The sequence below is a fragment of the Agrobacterium sp. 6Ca8 genome, assembly GCF_055382765.1.
The window spans coordinates 906,364-924,424 of the sequence record NZ_AP026434.1; the positions used below are offsets into that span (position 1 = coordinate 906,364).

19 protein-coding genes are annotated in these 18,061 nt (G+C 59.6%); 18 read left to right on the forward strand and 1 reads right to left on the reverse strand.

Annotated elements, in window-relative coordinates; genetic code table 11:
• Nucleotides 1-26 precede the first annotated feature (26 nt).
• From ACZ5A6_RS18330 to chrA, 16 genes are all read left to right on the forward strand, one after another.
• A complete protein-coding gene (locus ACZ5A6_RS18330; protein WP_003517798.1) occupies nucleotides 27-779 on the forward strand; it encodes a GntR family transcriptional regulator in 753 nt (250 codons plus the stop codon).
• Nucleotides 776-1,561 (forward strand): transporter substrate-binding domain-containing protein, encoded by a 786-nt coding sequence (locus ACZ5A6_RS18335; protein WP_003517795.1) that lies wholly within the window; start codon nucleotides 776-778, stop codon nucleotides 1,559-1,561. The genes ACZ5A6_RS18330 and ACZ5A6_RS18335 overlap by 4 nt, the downstream gene beginning before the upstream one ends.
• Before the next feature lie 72 nt (nucleotides 1,562-1,633).
• The gene (locus tag ACZ5A6_RS18340) at nucleotides 1,634-2,305 is read left to right on the forward strand and encodes an amino acid ABC transporter permease (protein ID WP_111802988.1); all 672 of its coding nucleotides are present in this window, start codon (nucleotides 1,634-1,636) and stop codon (nucleotides 2,303-2,305) included.
• The gene (locus tag ACZ5A6_RS18345; protein ID WP_019566432.1) at nucleotides 2,302-2,961 is read left to right on the forward strand and encodes an amino acid ABC transporter permease; all 660 of its coding nucleotides are present in this window, start codon (nucleotides 2,302-2,304) and stop codon (nucleotides 2,959-2,961) included. Before ACZ5A6_RS18340 ends, ACZ5A6_RS18345 begins: the two co-directional genes overlap by 4 nt.
• Nucleotides 2,939-3,664 carry an amino acid ABC transporter ATP-binding protein gene (locus tag ACZ5A6_RS18350; RefSeq protein ID WP_019566431.1) on the forward strand — a complete coding sequence of 242 codons (726 nt, stop codon included), beginning with the start codon at nucleotides 2,939-2,941 and terminating at the stop codon, nucleotides 3,662-3,664. Before ACZ5A6_RS18345 ends, ACZ5A6_RS18350 begins: the two co-directional genes overlap by 23 nt.
• Nucleotides 3,665-3,977: 313 nt before the next feature.
• Complete coding sequence (locus ACZ5A6_RS18355) at nucleotides 3,978-5,063, forward strand: ABC transporter ATP-binding protein (RefSeq protein WP_019566430.1); 1,086 nt, start codon at nucleotides 3,978-3,980, stop codon at nucleotides 5,061-5,063.
• Between the two features lie 30 nt (nucleotides 5,064-5,093).
• Nucleotides 5,094-6,383 carry an ABC transporter substrate-binding protein gene (locus ACZ5A6_RS18360; protein ID WP_003517786.1) on the forward strand — a complete coding sequence of 430 codons (1,290 nt, stop codon included), beginning with the start codon at nucleotides 5,094-5,096 and terminating at the stop codon, nucleotides 6,381-6,383.
• Nucleotides 6,384-6,458: 75 nt separating this feature from the next.
• A complete protein-coding gene (locus ACZ5A6_RS18365; RefSeq protein WP_019566429.1) occupies nucleotides 6,459-7,370 on the forward strand; it encodes an ABC transporter permease in 912 nt (303 codons plus the stop codon).
• A 3-nt stretch (nucleotides 7,371-7,373) separates the two neighbouring features.
• Nucleotides 7,374-8,189 (forward strand): ABC transporter permease, encoded by an 816-nt coding sequence (locus tag ACZ5A6_RS18370; protein WP_464111241.1) that lies wholly within the window; start codon nucleotides 7,374-7,376, stop codon nucleotides 8,187-8,189.
• 14 nt (nucleotides 8,190-8,203) lie between these two features.
• The gene (locus ACZ5A6_RS18375) at nucleotides 8,204-8,962 is read left to right on the forward strand and encodes an aspartate/glutamate racemase family protein (protein WP_038493729.1); all 759 of its coding nucleotides are present in this window, start codon (nucleotides 8,204-8,206) and stop codon (nucleotides 8,960-8,962) included.
• A 198-nt stretch (nucleotides 8,963-9,160) separates the two neighbouring features.
• A complete protein-coding gene (locus ACZ5A6_RS18380) occupies nucleotides 9,161-9,706 on the forward strand; it encodes an RNA polymerase sigma factor (protein ID WP_019566427.1) in 546 nt (181 codons plus the stop codon).
• A 20-nt stretch (nucleotides 9,707-9,726) separates the two neighbouring features.
• A complete protein-coding gene (locus ACZ5A6_RS18385; RefSeq protein WP_233283675.1) occupies nucleotides 9,727-10,140 on the forward strand; it encodes a hypothetical protein in 414 nt (137 codons plus the stop codon).
• Nucleotides 10,137-10,586, forward strand: a complete 450-nt coding sequence (locus tag ACZ5A6_RS18390) for a periplasmic heavy metal sensor (RefSeq protein WP_003517770.1) — start codon at nucleotides 10,137-10,139, stop codon at nucleotides 10,584-10,586. Before ACZ5A6_RS18385 ends, ACZ5A6_RS18390 begins: the two co-directional genes overlap by 4 nt.
• A gap of 43 nt (nucleotides 10,587-10,629) precedes the next feature.
• The gene (locus tag ACZ5A6_RS18395; protein WP_464111242.1) at nucleotides 10,630-12,180 is read left to right on the forward strand and encodes a DUF1800 domain-containing protein; all 1,551 of its coding nucleotides are present in this window, start codon (nucleotides 10,630-10,632) and stop codon (nucleotides 12,178-12,180) included.
• 2 nt (nucleotides 12,181-12,182) lie between these two features.
• Entirely contained in the window at nucleotides 12,183-13,409 is a 1,227-nt protein-coding gene (locus tag ACZ5A6_RS18400) for a DUF1501 domain-containing protein (protein ID WP_025595996.1), read from the forward strand.
• A 171-nt stretch (nucleotides 13,410-13,580) separates the two neighbouring features.
• Complete coding sequence (gene chrA, locus ACZ5A6_RS18405) at nucleotides 13,581-14,810, forward strand: chromate efflux transporter (RefSeq protein WP_025595997.1); 1,230 nt, start codon at nucleotides 13,581-13,583, stop codon at nucleotides 14,808-14,810.
• Here the strand turns inward: chrA and ACZ5A6_RS18410 are convergent.
• The gene (locus ACZ5A6_RS18410) at nucleotides 14,805-15,695 is read right to left on the reverse strand and encodes a LysR family transcriptional regulator (RefSeq protein ID WP_464111243.1); all 891 of its coding nucleotides are present in this window, start codon (nucleotides 15,693-15,695) and stop codon (nucleotides 14,805-14,807) included. The genes chrA and ACZ5A6_RS18410 overlap by 6 nt on opposite strands.
• A 133-nt stretch (nucleotides 15,696-15,828) precedes the next feature.
• Between ACZ5A6_RS18410 and ampC the strand changes: the two genes are divergently transcribed.
• Together ampC and ACZ5A6_RS18420 are read left to right on the forward strand one after the other, a co-directional pair.
• Nucleotides 15,829-16,986 carry a class C beta-lactamase gene (gene ampC / locus ACZ5A6_RS18415; RefSeq protein ID WP_464111244.1) on the forward strand — a complete coding sequence of 386 codons (1,158 nt, stop codon included), beginning with the start codon at nucleotides 15,829-15,831 and terminating at the stop codon, nucleotides 16,984-16,986.
• Nucleotides 16,987-17,177: 191 nt separating this feature from the next.
• Complete coding sequence (locus ACZ5A6_RS18420; RefSeq protein ID WP_065663075.1) at nucleotides 17,178-17,990, forward strand: FadR/GntR family transcriptional regulator; 813 nt, start codon at nucleotides 17,178-17,180, stop codon at nucleotides 17,988-17,990.
• Nucleotides 17,991-18,061: the final 71 nt, after the last annotated feature.

The following is an 18,061-nucleotide window of genomic DNA, read 5'->3' on the forward strand; positions in this document are numbered from 1 at the left end:
GGCACGGGCTTTGCTTTCAGTCTTGTATGCAAGATTTACATACCAAGCAGGACCGTCAGATAAACATCGAAGAAGCCATCGTTTCCGGCATTCTTTCGGCGCGCATCCGGCCGGGCACGCGGCTCAGCGAAAATCAGCTGGCTGGACTCTTCTCCGTTTCACGTACGCGGGTACGGGAGGCGATGATGCGGCTGGAAACACGTGGCATCGTCCATGTCAGCGCGCGGCGAGGGTGGTTCGTCGTCGAGCCCTCCGCCGAGGAGGCGATGACCATCTATGAGGCGCGGCGGATTATCGAATCCGGATTGCTTCGCAGCATGCGGATGCTGTCGGAGGAGGGGCGCAAGGTCCTCGTCGCGCATCTTGAGGAAGAGAAAGTCGCGATAGCCGCAGGTGACCGCCAGCGCCTTACCTGCCTCATGGGCGATTTTCATATCCGCATCGCCGAGCTTTGCGGCAATGCCGTGCTCATCGAGCTGCTACGCGATCTGACCGCCCGGACAATTCTGATCTCCATGCTCTACCAGTCGGAGTTTCATGCCCTCCAGTCCCATGAGGGGCATTGCCGTATCTTCGACGCGATGGCTGCGGGCGATTTCGTGAGGGCGGCGGAGCTTTCCATCGAGCATCTGGACGAGGTGGAAACCGGCCTCGACCTCACACGACGCCCCGATCCTCTCGCCGGCCTTCGCCGGTCGCTCGCCCTACCGGAAATGAATGGCGGCGATCCGGATAAAATTCACATGCAACACAATCAACACAAGGAGAATGACATATGATCTTCAGACGGACCCTCATCGCTGCCGCCGCCATGGCTGCCGCCTTTGGTCTTTCCGCGCCCGCCAAGGCGGATGCCCTTGCCGACATCACCGCACGCGGCACGCTGCGTGTGGCCGTACCGCAGGATTTCCCGCCCTTCGGCAGCGTTGCTGCTGATATGACCCCGCAGGGTTATGACATCGACATGGCCAAGATGATTGCCGACAAGCTTGGCGTGAAGGTGGAACTCGTCCCGGTCACCAGTGCCAACCGTGTTCCCTATCTCCAGACCAACAAGGTCGATCTCGTTATCTCCAGCCTCGGCAAGAATCCAGATCGTGAAAAAGTTATTGATTTCTCTGATGCTTACGCGCCTTTCTTCAACGGCGTTTTCGGCCCGGCCGACGTCGCGATCTCCAAGGCCGAAGACCTTAAGGGCAAGACCATCGCCGTCACGCGCGGTGCCGTCGAGGACCTGGAACTGACGAAGGTCGCGCCTTCGGACGCCACCATCAAGCGTTACGAGGACAATAACGGCACCATCTCGGCCTTCCTTTCGGGCCAGGTGGAAGTTGTCGCGACAGGCAACGTGGTTGCAGCCGCCATCCTCGCCAAGAACCCGCCGAAGCGTCCGGAATTGAAGTTCCTCATCAAGAACTCTCCCTGCTACATCGGCCTCAACAAGAACGAGCCGGCCTTACTGGAAAAGGTCAACGCCACCGTAGCTGCGGCCAAGGCCGACGGCTCGCTGAATGCGATCGCCACCAAGTGGCTTGGCCAGGATCTGCCGAAAGACCTTTGATCATCGTTTGCCATGGTCATCCCGGATCCGCCGGGATGACGCCTTTCTCCACCGGCGCAAGGGGACTGTTTCTTGAGCTATCAATTTGATTTCCTGTGGCTTGGCGAATATTGGCCACAAATTGCCAAAGGCATCGCCATTACCAGCCAACTCACGCTGGTCGGCGGCGTGGTCGGCGTTTCACTTGGCATCGCCTGCGCCTGGGCCCGGGCGCTCGGACCTTTATGGTTGAAGCCCATCGTCGGCACCTATGTGGAGCTCATCCGCAATACGCCTTTTCTGATCCAGTTGTTTTTCATCTTCTTTGGCCTGCCATCGCTTGGTTTCAAGCTTACAGAGCTGACCGCGGCCAATCTGGCGATGATCGTCAATTTGGGCGCCTATAGTTGCGAGATCATCCGCGCCGGTATTCAGGCGACGCCGAAGGGCCAGTTCGAGGCGGGCGCGAGCCTTGCCATGACGCGCTTCGAAACGTTTCGCCATGTGGTGCTCACACCCTCGCTGCAACGCATCTGGCCGGCGCTTTCCTCGCAAGTGGTGATCGTCATGCTCGGCTCGGCCGTCGTTTCGCAAATTGCGGTGGAAGACCTGACCTTTGCGGCGAACTTCATCCAGTCGCGCACGTTCCGCGCCTTCGAAGCCTACATCCTGTCAACCGTCATCTACCTGCTGCTCGCCATCCTGTTGCGGCAGGGCATGCTGGCGCTCGGCAGCTTTCTTTTCCCGAGGAGGGCGGCACGATGACTGAATTCACCTTTTGGGACATTCTGCGCAACCTGCTGCTCTCCACCCGCTGGACGCTGTTGCTATCGCTCGTTTCCTTCATCGGCGGCGGTATGGTGGGCATCGTGCTTCTGTGGTTGCGCATCAGTCCGCGCCGGGCTTTGAACCGTGCTGCTCGCATCTATATCGAAGTCTTTCAGGGCACCCCGCTGCTGATGCAGCTTTTCATCGCTTTTTTCGGCCTCGGTCTCCTCGGGGTTGATGTTCCGGCCTGGCTTGCGGCTGGCGTGGCGCTTATCCTCTGGACCGCTGCCTTCCTTGCGGAAATCTGGCGCGGCTGCGTTGAGGCGATTGCGAAGGGCCAGTGGGAGGCGTCCGCCAGCCTTGCCATGGGCCGCCTGCAACAGATGCGTTACGTCATCCTGCCGCAGGCGCTGAAGATCGCCATTCCGCCGACGGTCGGTTTTTCCGTACAGGTCGTCAAGGGCACAGCACTCACCTCCATCATCGGTTTCGTTGAACTGTCCAAGGCCGGCACGATCGTCACCAATGCCACCTTCCAGCCCTTCACCGTCTATGGGCTGGTTGCTCTCATCTATTTCGCCCTCTGCTGGCCGCTGTCGAAATCCAGCCAGTTCCTAGAAAGGAAGCTCAATGTCGCTCATCGAAATCACTGAAGTCCACAAGAGCTTTGGCGACAATGAGGTGCTGAAGGGCATAAATCTGGATGTCGAACCCGGCGAGGTGATCGCCATCATCGGCAAAAGCGGCTCTGGAAAATCGACGCTGCTTCGCTGCATCAACGGACTAGAGACGATCAGCGCCGGCTCGATCCAAGTGGCAGGTGCGCAGTTGCTGGACGATGAGCTGCATCTGAAGGCATTGCGGCTGAAGGTCGGCATGATCTTCCAGCAATTCAACCTCTTTCCGCATCTGACGGCCGGCGGCAATGTCATGCTTTCACAGATGGTGGTGAAAAAGGTCACCAAGCCGGAGGCCGAGGTGACGGCGCGCAGGATGCTGGAGCGTGTCGGGCTGGCGCACAAGTTCGATGCCTATCCGGATGAACTGTCCGGCGGCCAGCAGCAGCGCGTGGCGATTGCCCGCGCCCTTGCCATGCAGCCTATCGCCCTTCTCTGTGACGAGATTACCTCGGCGCTCGACCCAGAACTCGTGTCTGAGGTGCTGGCCGTCGTGCGCGAACTGGCAAAGGAAGGCATGACGCTGTTGATGGTGACGCATGAAATGAAGTTTGCTCGCGACGTCTGCTCGCGCGTCGTCTTCATGCATCAGGGCCGCGTGCACGAGATCGGGCCGCCGGAAGATGTTTTTGCCAACCCCCAGACGCCGGAACTCAAGCAGTTCCTTGGCATGATCTAAGCACAGTACCGACGCACGCGACCGGAGCGGTGCGTGCGTCGGCAGTAGCCTTTGTGTTGTGTTTGCCGGGAAAATGTCCGCTATTCCAGTGGTGTCAGCCAGTTCGTTCCGATGGCACTCTTTTCCCGATTTAATGTTCCCCTGTCGGTCGCTCAGATCGCATACAATTTCCGCACCAAATCGAAAACAATCGATGTAAATTTGAGCAGGCCGGTGGCGGGACCGGTGGGCACATCGAAATTCCCGTTTTATATCAATGGCAAAGCCGATTGGCACGGCTCCTGCATGACAAAGACGTCGCAGGAGAGTGTTCATGAGCAAAGCCGCAGCAATCGACATCGCTTCCGTTTCCAAGATTTATGGCAACACCACCGCGGTGCATGCCATAAGCCTCAAGATACCGGCAGGAAGTTACTGCTGCCTGCTTGGTCCTTCGGGCTGCGGCAAGACCTCGACACTGCGAATGATCGCCGGCCACGAAAGCATTTCAAGCGGCGATGTCAGGCTTGGTAATGTGGTCGTCACCGATCTGCCGCCCGCCAAACGCGGCACGGCAATGATGTTCCAGTCCTATGCGCTGTTTCCGCATCTCGATCTCGTCGACAACGTTGCCTTCAGCCTCAAGATGAAGGGGGTGGACAAGGAAGCGCGCCGCGCCAAGGCGCTGGAGATGCTGCGGCTGATGCAGCTCGAACCCTATGCCACCCGGCGCCCGGCCCAGCTTTCCGGCGGGCAGCAGCAGCGCGTGGCGTTGGCTCGCGCGCTTATCACCGACCCCGAGGCGTTGCTGCTGGATGAGCCGCTTTCGGCACTCGATCCTTTCCTCAAGATCCGTATGCGGGCCGAGCTGAAGAAGCTGCAAACCTCGCTCGGCATCACCTTTGTTCACGTCACACACAGTCAGGAAGAGGCAATGGCGCTGGCCGACGTCATCGTCGTCATGAATGATGGCCGCATCGAGCAGGCAGCGACGCCGCGCGAGCTGTTTGAGCGCCCGGCCACCGCTTTCGTCGCCCGCTTCATGGGCGATCACAATGTCATTTCCGGCCGGTTCAAGGAAAAGAACGGCGATCTCGTCACGCTGGAGGTTGCGGGCGGCGGCACCTTCACGGCAGGCGGCGTTGCCCCGGATGACGGCGCGGTCGATATCGCCGTTCGTACCGACCGTGTGCGCGTCGGCGAGGCAGATCAACCCGGTTTCGGTTTTACCGGCATCGTCTCGAATGTCGAGTATCGCGGTGCAAGCGTGAAGATCGCCGTGACCGGCGCGGGCATTGAGGATTTCAACGCCATCCTCAGCGACGTCGCCTTCTTCGAAAAGCCGGTAAAGACCGGCGACGCCATACCGCTTTCATGGAATGCGGCCGATGCCATCGTGCTCGGCCGGGTAGAGAAGTGACCCCAAAAATAACCAGAGGAGAACTTTGAAATGACCGACAACTCCAACAGCAACAAGGGCCTGTCCCGCCGTGGCCTTCTAAAGGCAGGTGCCGCCGCAACAGGCGCGGCCATCGGCTCCGGCCTTGTCACCGGTTTCCCGACCATATGGGCGCAGAACCCGATCACGATCCGCCAGTTCGGCACGGGTGTTTCGAACCTCAATGCGATTGCCGAAAAGTGCAAGGCTGATCTCGGTATCACACTAGAGATGACGGCGACGGATTCGGATGCGGCCGCGCAGCGCGCCGTGACCCAGCCGAACTCCTACGATATCGCCGATATCGAATACTGGATCCTGAAGAAGGTCTACCCGGCGGGTGTCATTCAGCCGATGGAAATCAAGAAGCTGAAATATTACGACAAGATCGTTCCGCTGTTTAAAAACGGCAAGCTGACGCCCGATAGCGTCGTGGCCCAGGGTACCGCCCCGCACACGGTCGGTTTCGTCGAAAAGCCCGGCGACAAGAAGTTTGCGAAAAGCGAAACCGATTATTTCACCATGGTTCCGACCATCTACAATGCCGATACGCTCGGCATTCGCCCCGATCTCGTCGGCCGCGATATCACCAGCTGGGCCGATATCATGGACCCCAAGTTCAAGGGCAAGGCCTCTATCCTCAACATCCCCTCCATCGGCATCATGGATGCGGCGATGATCATGGAAGCCATGGGCAACATCAAATATGCCGACAAGGGCAACATGACGAAGGAGGAGATCGACAAGACCATCGACTTCCTCATCAAGGCCAAGAAAGACGGGCAGTTCCGCGCTTTCTGGAAGAGCTTCGATGAAAGCGTCAACCTCATGGCGTCGGGTGAAGTCGTGATCCAGTCTATGTGGTCGCCCGCCGTCGCCGCCGTTCGCTCCAAGGGCATCGCCTGCAAATACCAGCCGCTCAAGGAAGGTTATCGCTCGTGGGGCGGCGGCCTTGGCCTTGCCAAGCACCTCTCCGGCGCCAAGCTGGATGCGGCTTACGAGTATATCAACTGGTACACCTCCGGCTGGGTCGGCGCCTACCTCAACCGTCAGGGCTATTACTCCGCCGCCATGGATACGGCCAAGGAACATATGTCGGCCGACGAGTGGGGTTACTGGGTCGAAGGCAAGCCCGCGCAGGGCGATATCATCGCGCCTGATGGCAAGGTCATGGAAAAGGCCGGTGCAGTGCGCGACGGCGGTTCGTTCCAAGAGCGCATGGGCAAGGTCGCCTGCTGGAACTCCGTCATGGACGAGGACCGCTACATGGTTCGTCGCTGGAACGAGTTCATCGCGGCCTGATCTTCTCGCCTTTCGCAGACATGAGGCCGCGCCGACGCGGCCTCTCTTTCACAGGCAGCCAGCAGGAGAAAAGCCTTGGTGACAGTCAGATTCATCGGCGTGAGCGAAAAAAAGGACAAGCCGTCCCGCAGCTTCGCCCTGCCGCAGAAGCTTGTGTCCTATATTCAGGCCACACCGCTTTTCCTGATCCTCGGCTTTTTCCTGCTTTTACCGATCGTCATGATCGCCGTCGTCAGTTTCTGGGATTATGATTTTGCCCAGATGTATCCGGGTTTCGTGACCTTCAACTATACCGAGACGCTTGGTTCCTGGGTCACGTGGCAAACATATATCAACACGCTGAAATTCGCCGCCATCGTCTGGGCGATCACGCTGTTCTGCGGTTTCTGGGTCGCTTATTTCCTCGCTTTTCATATCCGCACCACCACCATGCAGATGGTTCTGTTCCTCGTCTGCACCGTGCCTTTCCTGACGTCGAACATCATCCGCATGATTTCCTGGATTCCCGTTCTCGGGCGCAACGGGCTGGTCAACAGCGCGCTGGTCAGTGCCGGCATCGTACCTGCGCCAATCGAATGGCTGCTCTATTCGGATTTTGCCGTGGTGCTGGCCATGGTGCATCTTTATACGCTTTTCATGGTCACACCCATCTTCAACACGCTGATGCGCATCGACAAATCGCTGATCGAAGCGGCGCGCGATGCCGGGGCGACTGGCTGGCAGACCCTCTGGAACGTTATCATTCCGCTTGCCAAACCCGGCATGGCGATCGGCAGCATCTTTGTCGTGACGCTTGTCATGGCCGATTTCTCCACGGTTCAGGTGATGTCCGGCGGGCAGAGCGCGTCGGTGGCACTGATGATGAAGAACCAGATGTCGCTGCTGCAATATCCCGCGGCGGCCGCAAATGCCGTTATCCTGCTCATCCTCGTTCTTCTGATGGTCGCGGGCATCCTGCGCATCGTCGATATCCGCAAGGAGCTGTGACCCATGCATTCGGAAAAACGCGGCCGTGAATTCTATGTCCTCGCCTTCTTTTTTCTGCTCTTCGTGCTGTTCCTCTACGGCCCGCTGTCGGCAATCCTCATCCTTGCCTTTCAGGGGCCGAATGGCGGACTGACCTTTCCACTCAACGGCGTTTCGCTGCACTGGTTCGGCAATCTTTTCGAACAGCAGGCGGTCGGCGATTTTGGCGGCTCGTTCCGCCGTTCCTTCGGGCTTGGCGTTATGGTCATGGTCGTCACGGTGCTCGTCTCGCTTTTGGCGGGTCTCGCTTTCCGGCGCAAATTCATCGGCGCGACGCCGCTATTCTATCTTTCCGTCGCAAGCCTCGTGGTGCCATCGATCATCATATCACTCGGTATCGGCGTTCTTTTCCAACAACTTGAGCTGGAACCTTCATGGTATACATCAGCATTTGGCGCGCACCTGACCTGGACGCTGCCATTCGGCGTGCTCATCATGCTGGCGGTTTTCAACCGCTTTTCTCCATCCTATGAAGAAGCCGCCCGCGATCTCGGGGCATCCGCCTGGCAGACCTTTGCCCATGTGGTGCTGCCGATGATTGCACCGAGCCTGATAGGCGTCGGCCTGTTCGGCTTTACGCTTTCCTATGACGAATTTGCCCGTACGCTGATGACGTCAGGCACCTACAACACCCTGCCGCTGGAAATCTACGGCATGACCACCAACGTCACGACGCCAGTGCTTTACGCGCTCGGAGCCGTCACGACCCTTTTCTCCTTCCTGGTTATTGCGGCCACGCTTGGCCTGATCGTTACTCTGAACCGTCGCCATTCGCGTTGATGAAAAAACAGAACATGCGCATCCTCGTCATTAATCCGAATACGACGCAATCCATGACGGCGACGATCGCCGACGCGGCGACGCGGGCGGCCAGTTGCGATACGGAAATCCTGGCAGTGACCTCTTCCATGGGGCCTGTCTCCATCGAAGGATATTACGATGAGGTTTTCGCGGTACCCGGCCTGCTGCTCGAGCTTGCCAAGGCGCCGACGCTTGGTGCCAGGGCAGCCGTCATCGCCTGTTTCGACGACACCGGGCTCGATGCGGCCCGCGCGCTCGCCGACATACCCGTAATTGGGATTTGCGAAGCGGCGGTTTCAGCCACGGCATTCATCGCGCAGAGGTTTACGATCGTTACGACGATGGAGCGTTCGCGGCTGCCGCTCGAACATCTCGTTCACCGTTATGGCATGTCTGCCCGCTGCAATGTGCGTGCCGCCGATATTCCCGTCCTGTCGCTGGAAGATCCGGCATCAAATGCCAGGGAGAGGCTGCGGGAAGAGATTTCACTGGCCCTGCGTCAAGATCGCGCCGAAGCGATTGTGCTTGGCTGCGCCGGTATGGCGGATCTCACCGCCGAGTTGCGCAGCGAATTCGGCGTGCCTGTTATCGATGGCGTCGCTGCGGCGGTGAAACAGGCGGAATCGCTGGTATCGATGGGGCTTTCGACCGCCAAGCGCGGCGCCTACGCCACGCCACTCGCCAAGCCCTATCGCGGATTGCTTGAAGCGTTCGGGCCGGACAGGCTTGCCGGGGTATCTGTGGACGGTTGAAACAGCCGTTCCAATGTGTTCGGGCGGTGACGCGGTCTGCCGTAAAATGCACGCGAATATTTCCCAGAAATCGGCGACGGATTTTGCGCGGGTCTGCGTTAAAGTGGCAAGGTGCGGGACATCCTCACTGAAGCCGCCGTCATTCCGCATGGATTTCGCCCGTGTCCGACAGGACAGTACGGAGACAAAGCCCGATACATGGTAAGCGATCCGGATGCAGATTTGGTGGCGGATGTCGCTGCGGGAGATGTCCGCGCGATGCAGGCTCTGGTGACGGCCAAACTGCCGAGGATCATGGCGCTTGCCACGCGTATGCTGGGTGATCCGGCAGAGGCGGAAGACATCGCGCAGGAGACCTTCCTGCGGATATGGAAACATGCAGGCACGTGGCGGCAGGGGCGTGCGAAATTCGACACATGGATCCACCGGGTGGCGCTGAACCTCTGTTACGACCGCTTGCGAAAGCGCCGGGAAATATCGGTTGCTGAGCCGCCCGAACAGATTGACGGCAGTGTGCTGCCCGATGCCGCCCTGCCATATGATGGTGACGAGAGCGGTGCCGTGGCGCGCGCCTTGCAGGCCATACCCGCGCGACAAAGGGAGGCGATCGTTCTGGTCTATTATCAGGAGATGTCGAACCGCGAGGCGGCTGATGTCATGCATGTCAGTGTGGACGCACTGGAAAGCCTTCTGGCGCGTGGCCGCCGGGCACTCCATGCGATTTTGAATGAGGGCGACCAATGAACGGGGCGAAGAAGACGCTCATGGATAACAAGGTTTTTTCCGATCTTGTGGCTGCCTATGGTGCCGATCCACAACGCTGGCCGGAAGACCGGCGGCTGGAGGCCATGGCTTATGCGGAGACGGCAGACGGCAGGCGCCTGATTGCGCAGGCGGCACCTCTCGATTTTATGCTGTCGGCATATCGTCTTCGCGACCCTTCGGCCATGCTCAACGCGAAGATCATGGCGCAGGCAAAGGCGCAGACCACCAGACGCAGATGGATCGTCCGGTACGGGCTGGGTGCGGGCATGATCGGCATCAGCCTTGCGGGCGCGCTGACGGGAGCGGTTGCCGTCATCAACCTCACGCCACCGCCCGCCCTGACATTGGGCGATACGTTGACCGCGTTCGGAAACCTGCAAACCGAAAACGAAATGACCGAGGAGACGAAATGAGCGATCAGAATTTCCGCTGGATAGTCGTTGTCCTTCTCGTCGCGAATACGTTTCTTGTCTGCGCGCTTGCCGGCGCAGGGTTCGTTTATCTGCGGAACGACCCGGCCGCTGCCGCTGCCCGCATGCCGCTTGCGGGCGAACAATTGCCAAAGACCGAAAGGGAGGCCTTCCGGCGCAGCCTTAGCGATGCACGCAGGACCATGCGGGAAACCTCCGCCGAGGCGCGCCAGGCGCGTATCGAGGCGGCGTCCCTGATGGGGGCAGAAACGCTTGACCCGGAGGCATTGTCCGCAGCGCTTGAGCGTGCCCGCAAGGCGGAATATGAGGTCCGCGCCGCAACCGAGATGCAGGCCGTGGAGTTCGCCCGCACATTGTCGCTAGAGGCGCGGCGCCGGCTGGCGGAAGGCTTGCTCGCCCGTGAGGCGCCGAAACCGGCCACGAAATAATCACATTTCAAGAGCGACGGATTTTGGCCCTGGCGCCCGTTGAATGATCGATAACGAAACGGAGTTCGTATCGGCCATGTCAAATTCCAGGGAATTGGATGCAGCACTCTGTCTGTGGCGTTTCGGCCTCGGCGCGCGTGAAGGCGATATCCAGGCGATCAAAGACGACCCACGCGATCTGTTGCGGCTGGAAATTACCGAACGCGCCACACCAATTCCTGTCGGCGCACAGCTTCATTCCAGCGCCGATCTTCTGATATCGCTGATGGCGTATAACAAGGAGATCAAGGCCGAGCGTGAAAAACCTGCTGTCCTTGCCGTCGCGGCCACCACCGGCGCCGCGGGTGCGACCGCAGGGGCCATGAGCCCACCATCGCCGGCAATGGCAATTGCCGCAAACGCTATGGACAATGCGGGCATGGTGCCGCCTGCCAGTGCTTCACAGGACAAGAAGCCGGACGTGCCGGCCACCAAGCGCCCCTATTTTCCCCAGCAGATACTGCTTGCGGAGGCGGACGCCCGCTTCAACGGCACGATACGCCAGCCGCTGATCGGTTTTGGCGAGCGGTTGGCAATGTTCTGGGCCAATCACTTCGCGGTTGCCACCGGCAAGGGCGGTGATGTGCACATTCTCGCCGGCGCTTTCGAGCGTGAGGCGATCCGTCCGCATGTCTTCGGCAATTTCGAGGATATGCTGGTCGCAGTCGAGACCCATCCCGCCATGCTGTATTTTCTCGACAATCAGCAATCGATCGGACCGAATTCGCAGGCCAACAGGAACGGCAAGCGCGGGCTCAACGAAAACCTCGCGCGCGAAATCATGGAACTGCATACGCTCGGGGTGGATGGCGGCTATAGTCAGGCCGATGTTACAGCACTTGCCCGCATCATCACCGGCTGGAGCGTCTATCGCGACGAGAAGCGTCCGGGTCCGCTTGGCCGATTTTCCTTCAACGCCAACAACCATGAACCCGGCGACCATGCCGTGATGGGCATCACCTATGGTGAAGCGGGGGTAGAGCAGGGGCGGCGGGCGCTGCGAGATCTCGCGCATCATCCGGCGACGGCCAGCCATCTCGCTTACAAGCTGGTACGGCATTTCGTCAGCGACCATCCACCACCGGAACTGGTGGCGAAACTTGCTGCCGCCTACACCAAGAGCCACGGCGATCTTTCCGCTACCTATATGGCGCTTATCGAGGCTGAACAGTCTTGGAGCCCGGCGCTGACCAAGCTCAGACCCCCGTTAGATTTCGTGACGACCGTCATCAGGGCGAGTGGAATAGTGCCAAAACCCGAGCAGGTAATTTCAGTGCTCAACGCATTGGGTCAGCCGCTGTGGAACCCCTCCGGACCGAACGGTTTTGCCGATGTCACCGATAGCTGGGGTTCTTCCGAGGGCCTGGCGACGCGTATCGATGCCGCCAGTCTGTTCGCTCATCAGGTTGCGGGTTCAATCGATCCGCGCGACTTCGTCGCAGACCGGCTGGGGCCGCTTTTGTCCGAGGAGACGAAAAAGGCCGTGCAGCGGGCTGAGAGCAAACCGCAGGGACTGACGATTGCTTTCCTTTCCCCCGAATTCCAGAGGCGTTGACCATGCTGTGTGAACATCTTTCCCCCACCCGCCGCGCTCTTCTTGGCACAGGCGGCGCGCTTTTTGCCTGGGCCTTCATGCCGCGTTTTGCTTTTGCTGCCGGCGGGCGCGACCCACGTTTCGTCACCATCATCCTGCGCGGCGCGCTCGACGGGCTGACCGCCGTGCCGCCCGTCGGCGACCCCGACTATGAGGCGCTAAGGCAACAGATCGCCATGCGCACTGAAGGCGACAATCCAGCCCTAGCGCTGGATGGTTTCTTTGCGCTCCATCCATCCCTTCGCAATTTCCAGCGGCTGTACCGGAAGGGCGAGGCAGCGGTGGTCCATGCCAGCGCTACCGGTTATCGTGACCGTTCGCATTTTGATGGCCAGGATGTGCTGGAATCGGGTTTTCCGACCCCCGGCCATGTCGAGACGGGTTGGCTGAACCGTCTGCTCGAACAGTTGCCGGCGGGTGAAACCATCAATCCAGCTGCGGCCGGGCAGCGGGTGAGCGGCCTTGCCATTGGCGCCAGCGCTCCGCTTGTCATTCGCGGCAAGGCACCGATATTGGGATGGGCGCCATCCGTTCTCAAACCCGCCGATGGCGATCTCGCTCCGCGCCTTGCCGATCTCTACGGCCAGACGGACCCGATGCTGGCGGCATTGCTTGCCGAGGGCATCGAAACCGGCAGGATCGCCTCCGGCGTCGATATCAAGGCGCGCGGTGGTCCGGGTGATCCCGTTGGCATGGAGCAGATGGCGCGCGGTGCAGCACGGCTGATTGCGCACCCGGAAGGGCCGCGCGTTGCGGCGCTGGCCTTCGAGGGTTGGGACACCCATGCCCATGAGGTCGACCGTCTTTCAAAATTGTTGAGCGGGCTGGACAATGCGCTTGCCGCCTTCGAGCAGGAGCTGGGGCCGGTCTGGAAGGATACGGCTATATTGGTCGCCACGGAATTTGGCCGCACCGCCCGTATCAACGGTACGGAAGGAACTGACCACGGAACGGCAACAACGGCCTTTCTCGCCGGCGGCAGCATCCGTGGCGGGCGTGTCATCGCCGATTGGCCCGGCCTCAAGCTCGCGCAGTTGCGGGATGGGCGGGACCTTGCGCCCACGACGGATATTCGCGCGATCATCAAGGGCCTCGCGGTCGATCATCTCGGCGCAAGCGCTGCCATGCTCGACAAGGCGGTCTTTCCCGGTTCGGAGGCAATCCGGCCCATGAAGGGACTAATCGTCTGAGGCTCGAAATGACGTAAAAACGAAGATATGGCGCGCGTCGAACGATCCCGTTCATCGAGGACGCGCTCCCGCCTCTTCATATCCCTGTCATAATAGTGTCTGATATCGATATCGTTTTTGATACGGACATTGTGTAGACGAACAGCCGTTGCACGCTCAGGGAGCTTTTTCGTGAAGTCGTCAACGCAAACCATCCGCACTGAAGCGGCCACCCCTCGAGGCGGCACGCCCGGCGAAGTTTTTACGGCGTTCCTGAAGCTCGGGGTCACCTCCTTCGGCGGTCCCATCGCCCATCTCGGTTATTTTCGCGATGAGCTGGTCGTGCGGCGCAAATGGATCGATGAGGCGGGTTATGCCGATCTCGTGGCGCTCTGCCAGTTCTTGCCGGGGCCGGCCTCCAGCCAGGTCGGTTTTGCCCTTGGGTTGCTGCGGGCAGGGCCGCTCGGTGCGCTGGCGGCCTGGACGGCCTTCACCCTGCCGTCCGCTATCCTCCTGCTTCTCTTCGCCATGGTCGCCGCGTCGATAGAAGGGCCGGTCGGTACCGGCCTGTTGCATGGCCTCAAGATCGTTGCGGTCGCCGTGGTGGCGCAGGCCGTCTGGGGCATGGCAAAGAGCCTTGCTCCAGATAGACAGCGTGCCAGCATCGCGCTCGTCGGCATCATCTGCGTCGTGTTTGTCGCGGGCGCTTTTGGCCAGATTCTGGCGCTTGCCTTGGGTGCCATTGCGGGGCTTTGCTTCTGCCGCAGCGAGGCCGCGCGTCAGGCATCCCATCTCGCATTCCGGGTGCCGAAAAGTGTCGGATACATTGCGCTTGCCACTTTTGCGCTCCTGCTGGCCTTCCTGCCGGTCTTCGCGGCGATGGCGGGCTCGCAAGGCCTCTCATTGTTCGATGCGTTCTATCGTGCCGGCGCCCTTGTCTTTGGTGGCGGCCATGTGGTGCTGCCGTTGCTGCAATCGGCAGTGGTTTCCACGGGCTGGGTGACGGAAGATGCGTTTATCGCCGGTTACGGTGCAACCCAGGCCGTTCCCGGCCCGCTGTTCACCTTCGCGGCCTACCTCGGCGCTGTGGTGGGGCCGCAGCCGAACGGTATTGCGGGAGCAGTCATTGCGCTTGTCGCGATCTTTCTGCCGGGCATGCTACTGCTCGTCGGTGCGCTGCCCTTCTGGGAGGGCTTTCGCAAGCACCTTCTGGCGCAGGCTGCCATGCGCGGCGCAAATGCCGCCGTCGTTGGCATTCTCGGGGCCGCGCTTTATGATCCGGTGTGGACAAGCGCCATATTCATGCCGAAGGATTTTGCACTTGCGCTGACGGGTTTCATCCTGTTGACGGTGTGGAAGACGCCGCCATGGATCGTGGTGGTCATCTGCGCGATTGGTGGCGTTCTGCTCGCCCTGTCATAGGCCGTCTTGCGCAGGACCGATATTGGTAAACATCCAGTCCGAGAAGGCCTGCATGGCTGGTGTCGGCGGCTTTGATTGCAGCCTCGTCAGCCAGTAGCTGCCAAGCGATATGGTGACGGGGAAGGGCTGGACGATAGTCCCGGATGCCAGATGCCGCGAGAACATCGATGGCGGGGCGAGCGCCACGCCGAGCCCTTGCAATGCGGCCTCCATCATGCCGAGCGAGGTATCGAAAACGATGCCGGCATTCACCTGCGCCACCGGTGTTACGCCAGCCGCTGCAAACCACGTGGCCCATTCGTCAGACCTGTAGCTGCGCAACAGCGTGGCGTCCGCGAGATCAGTGGGGGATTTCAGTGTCTCCGCCAGTTTCGGCGTACAGAGAGGCGAAAGGGGCGCCTCGAAAAGCCGGAATGCATCCGTGCCATGCCAGGAGCCCTTGCCGAATCGAATGGCGAAATCGAGGCCTTCGGCGGCCATGTCCACGCGGTTGTTGTTGGTGGAAACGCGCACGTCGATGAACGGGTGCCGCTTTTGAAATTCCCTCAGCCGCGGCAGCAGCCAGCCCACGGCAAAGGTTCCCACGACGCCTAGAAACAGCAGTTCGCGCACCTGACCGGCTTCGATCCTGTCGAGCGTGATCGCCATCTGGTCGAAAGAGCTGGTGACCGTCGGTAGCAGGGCTTCGCCTTCCGCGGTGATTTTCAGGCCTCTTGGAAGCCGTTGAAAAAGGGAAACCCCCAGTCGTTTTTCGAGGCCCTTCACCTGTTGGCTCACAGCCGCCTGCGTCACGCAGAGTTCTATGGCCGCGCGGGTGAAACTGAGGTGCCGCGCTGATGCCTCAAATGCCCTCAAGCCGTTCAGTGGAAGAAATTGCCGAACCATTCAAGACCTAGATTTTATTATGCCTCGTCCGAGATATCATGATTTGTTCGTGCAATGTAGGGCGGTTAAACGTCTTTCGCTGGGGACGGCGCAGGCGCCGAAAATCCACTTGAGGTTTTGGAGAACGCGAAAGATGAAACTTAATCGCAGACATATTGCATTGGCCACATTGATCTCGACGAGCCTGTTCACGCAGACTTTTGCCGCTGATGATGCCAGGCTGAAAGCGATAACGGATGCAGCGATCAAGCCGGTGATGGAGAAGAACGGTATTCCGGGTCTGGCCGTTGGCATCAGTGTCGATGGCGAAAATCACGTCTTCACCTACGGTGTCATGTCCAAAAGTACGGGCCAGCCGGTTACCCCGCAGACGCTTTTCGAGCTGGGTTCCATCAGCAAGACATTTACGGTCACGCTCAGTACCTATGCGGAGACGCAGGGGAAACTGTCACTATCAGGCAAGGTCGAAGACTATCTTCCCTCCATGAAGGGCAAGCCGTTTGGCGATGTCACGCTGATGCATCTTGGCACCCACACCGCCGGCGGCTTTCCGTTGCAGGTGCCGGACAATGTCGAGACGGAGCCGCAGCTTTTGGCCTATCTCAAGGCCTGGAAGCCCGCATACAAGGCGGGAACGCACAGAACCTACGCCAATCCCAGCATCGGAATGCTCGGATACGTCACCGCAAAGGCCATGGGCCAAAGCTATGACAGCGCAATGCAGGACGTACTGTTTCCGGCGCTTGGATTGAAGAGCACCTTCACCGTGGTGCCCAAGGCAAAGATGGCCGATTATGCGCAGGGTTATAAGAGAACCGGCGAACCGGCCCGCATGACGCCAGCCATTCTCTCATCGGAGGCTAACGGGGTCAGATCGACGGCGACCGACATGATCCGTTTCGTCAATGCGAATATGGGGCTGGAAAAGCTGGACGGAAAACTCCAGCAGGCGATCGCCAACACTCATACGGGATATTTCAGCGTTGGCGCGATGACGCAGGATATGATCTGGGAGCAATATGCCTACCCAGCCGCGCTGAAAACACTTATCGAAACGAACTCCGGCGCCTTGCTCAAGACGGTGCCGGTATCGGAAATTTCGCCGCCGATGAAGCCGCGTGGCGATGTCTTCATCAACAAGACCGGCTCCACCAACGGTTTCGGAGCCTATGTGGCGTTCGTACCGGAGCAGAAACTCGGTATCGTCATTCTGGCCAATAAAAACTATTCCAATGAGGATCGTGTTGCCGTGGCTTACGAGATTTTGAACGGACTCAAAAGCTCCGAATGATGTCAATGCTGGCGTAAACGCGTACAGGACAAGGGTGGCATTTCGGTCGTATTTCATTTGCTCGCCGACATTGTCTTCCTTGCCCTGAAAGCATGCATTTCCGACCCTGAAAATCGGCGTATGCCCATATTTTGAGCGCTTGTAATCAAGGCTCAAAAATGGGCTTGACGTCTGCCGAAATTTCTCACCAAATGAACCAATGTTCGATTGGTTCACGCAAATGGTGCGGCTTGGCGACAAACCCTAACGACAATTCAAACTACGCTCTGGCAAAGCTTCGTGAGTATATTCAGACGAAGAATCTCGCGAATGACGGCCGCCTGCCGACGGAGCGGGCATTTGCCGAGACCTTCAATGTCGGCCGCCGGTCAATCCGCCGTGCTCTGGAGGTTCTGGAGGCCGAGGGTCTTATCTGGCGTCGCCAGGGGGCCGGAACCTTTGTGGGTGAAAAGCCGGACGATTGGTCCACCCAGGTTACCGAAATGGTCGCCAGCACCGATATCATGGAAATCATGGAAGTCCGCCTGCGCATCGAACCGCAACTGGCGCAGCTTGCAGCCATGCGCGCCAAGCCCGCCGAGGTAGAGCGCATGCGCGCGCTCGTCAAGAAGACCGGCGAAAGCACGGATGCCGATGCCAAGGAATTGTGGGACGGCTCGCTCCACCGCCAGATAGCCCAGAGTGCTGGCAACAAGCTGTTCCTGTCGATATTCGATGTCGTGAACCGTATTCGCCAGGACGATGCCTGGCAGTCGATACGCGAACTCGCCCGGCGCAGTGGCACGAATGGCAAGGCGTCTTTCGAACAGCATGTCGCCATCGTCGATGCCATTGCCGATCGCGATCCGGCGCGTGCCGGAGAGGCGATGCGCCAGCACCTTCTCATGCATCAGGAACGATTGATCCGCGCCACTTCGCTCGGGTTTCAGGAGGAGAGCGCTGCGGAAGACCGTGCGGCGAAGAGCATCAACGAAGCCGACAATCCGCTTACCCCGGCCTCTTAGGCCGCGGACGTAAACCCGCCGGTCCTTCGGGGCCGGCCAATGATAAAAGTCAAAGAAAACCAGACCAGAGG

Bases quoted from the DNA above. Each gene is read 5' to 3' on its own strand.
- ACZ5A6_RS18330 (WP_003517798.1), top strand. From the start codon at position 27: ATGCAAGATTTACATACCAAGCAGGACCGTCAGATAAACATCGAAGAA.
- ACZ5A6_RS18380 (WP_019566427.1), top strand. From the start codon at position 9,161: ATGGTAAGCGATCCGGATGCAGATTTGGTGGCGGATGTCGCTGCGGGA.
- ACZ5A6_RS18390 (WP_003517770.1), top strand. From the start codon at position 10,137: ATGAGCGATCAGAATTTCCGCTGGATAGTCGTTGTCCTTCTCGTCGCG.
- ACZ5A6_RS18345 (WP_019566432.1), top strand. From the start codon at position 2,302: ATGACTGAATTCACCTTTTGGGACATTCTGCGCAACCTGCTGCTCTCC.
- ACZ5A6_RS18375 (WP_038493729.1), top strand. From the start codon at position 8,204: ATGCGCATCCTCGTCATTAATCCGAATACGACGCAATCCATGACGGCG.
- ACZ5A6_RS18400 (WP_025595996.1), top strand. From the start codon at position 12,183: ATGCTGTGTGAACATCTTTCCCCCACCCGCCGCGCTCTTCTTGGCACA.
- ACZ5A6_RS18335 (WP_003517795.1), top strand. From the start codon at position 776: ATGATCTTCAGACGGACCCTCATCGCTGCCGCCGCCATGGCTGCCGCC.
- ACZ5A6_RS18370 (WP_464111241.1), top strand. From the start codon at position 7,374: ATGCATTCGGAAAAACGCGGCCGTGAATTCTATGTCCTCGCCTTCTTT.
- ampC (WP_464111244.1), top strand. From the start codon at position 15,829: ATGAAACTTAATCGCAGACATATTGCATTGGCCACATTGATCTCGACG.
- ACZ5A6_RS18350 (WP_019566431.1), top strand. From the start codon at position 2,939: ATGTCGCTCATCGAAATCACTGAAGTCCACAAGAGCTTTGGCGACAAT.
- ACZ5A6_RS18410 (WP_464111243.1), bottom strand. From the start codon at position 15,695: ATGGTTCGGCAATTTCTTCCACTGAACGGCTTGAGGGCATTTGAGGCA.
- ACZ5A6_RS18355 (WP_019566430.1), top strand. From the start codon at position 3,978: ATGAGCAAAGCCGCAGCAATCGACATCGCTTCCGTTTCCAAGATTTAT.
- ACZ5A6_RS18420 (WP_065663075.1), top strand. From the start codon at position 17,178: ATGAACCAATGTTCGATTGGTTCACGCAAATGGTGCGGCTTGGCGACA.
- ACZ5A6_RS18385 (WP_233283675.1), top strand. From the start codon at position 9,727: ATGGATAACAAGGTTTTTTCCGATCTTGTGGCTGCCTATGGTGCCGAT.
- ACZ5A6_RS18360 (WP_003517786.1), top strand. From the start codon at position 5,094: ATGACCGACAACTCCAACAGCAACAAGGGCCTGTCCCGCCGTGGCCTT.
- ACZ5A6_RS18395 (WP_464111242.1), top strand. From the start codon at position 10,630: ATGATCGATAACGAAACGGAGTTCGTATCGGCCATGTCAAATTCCAGG.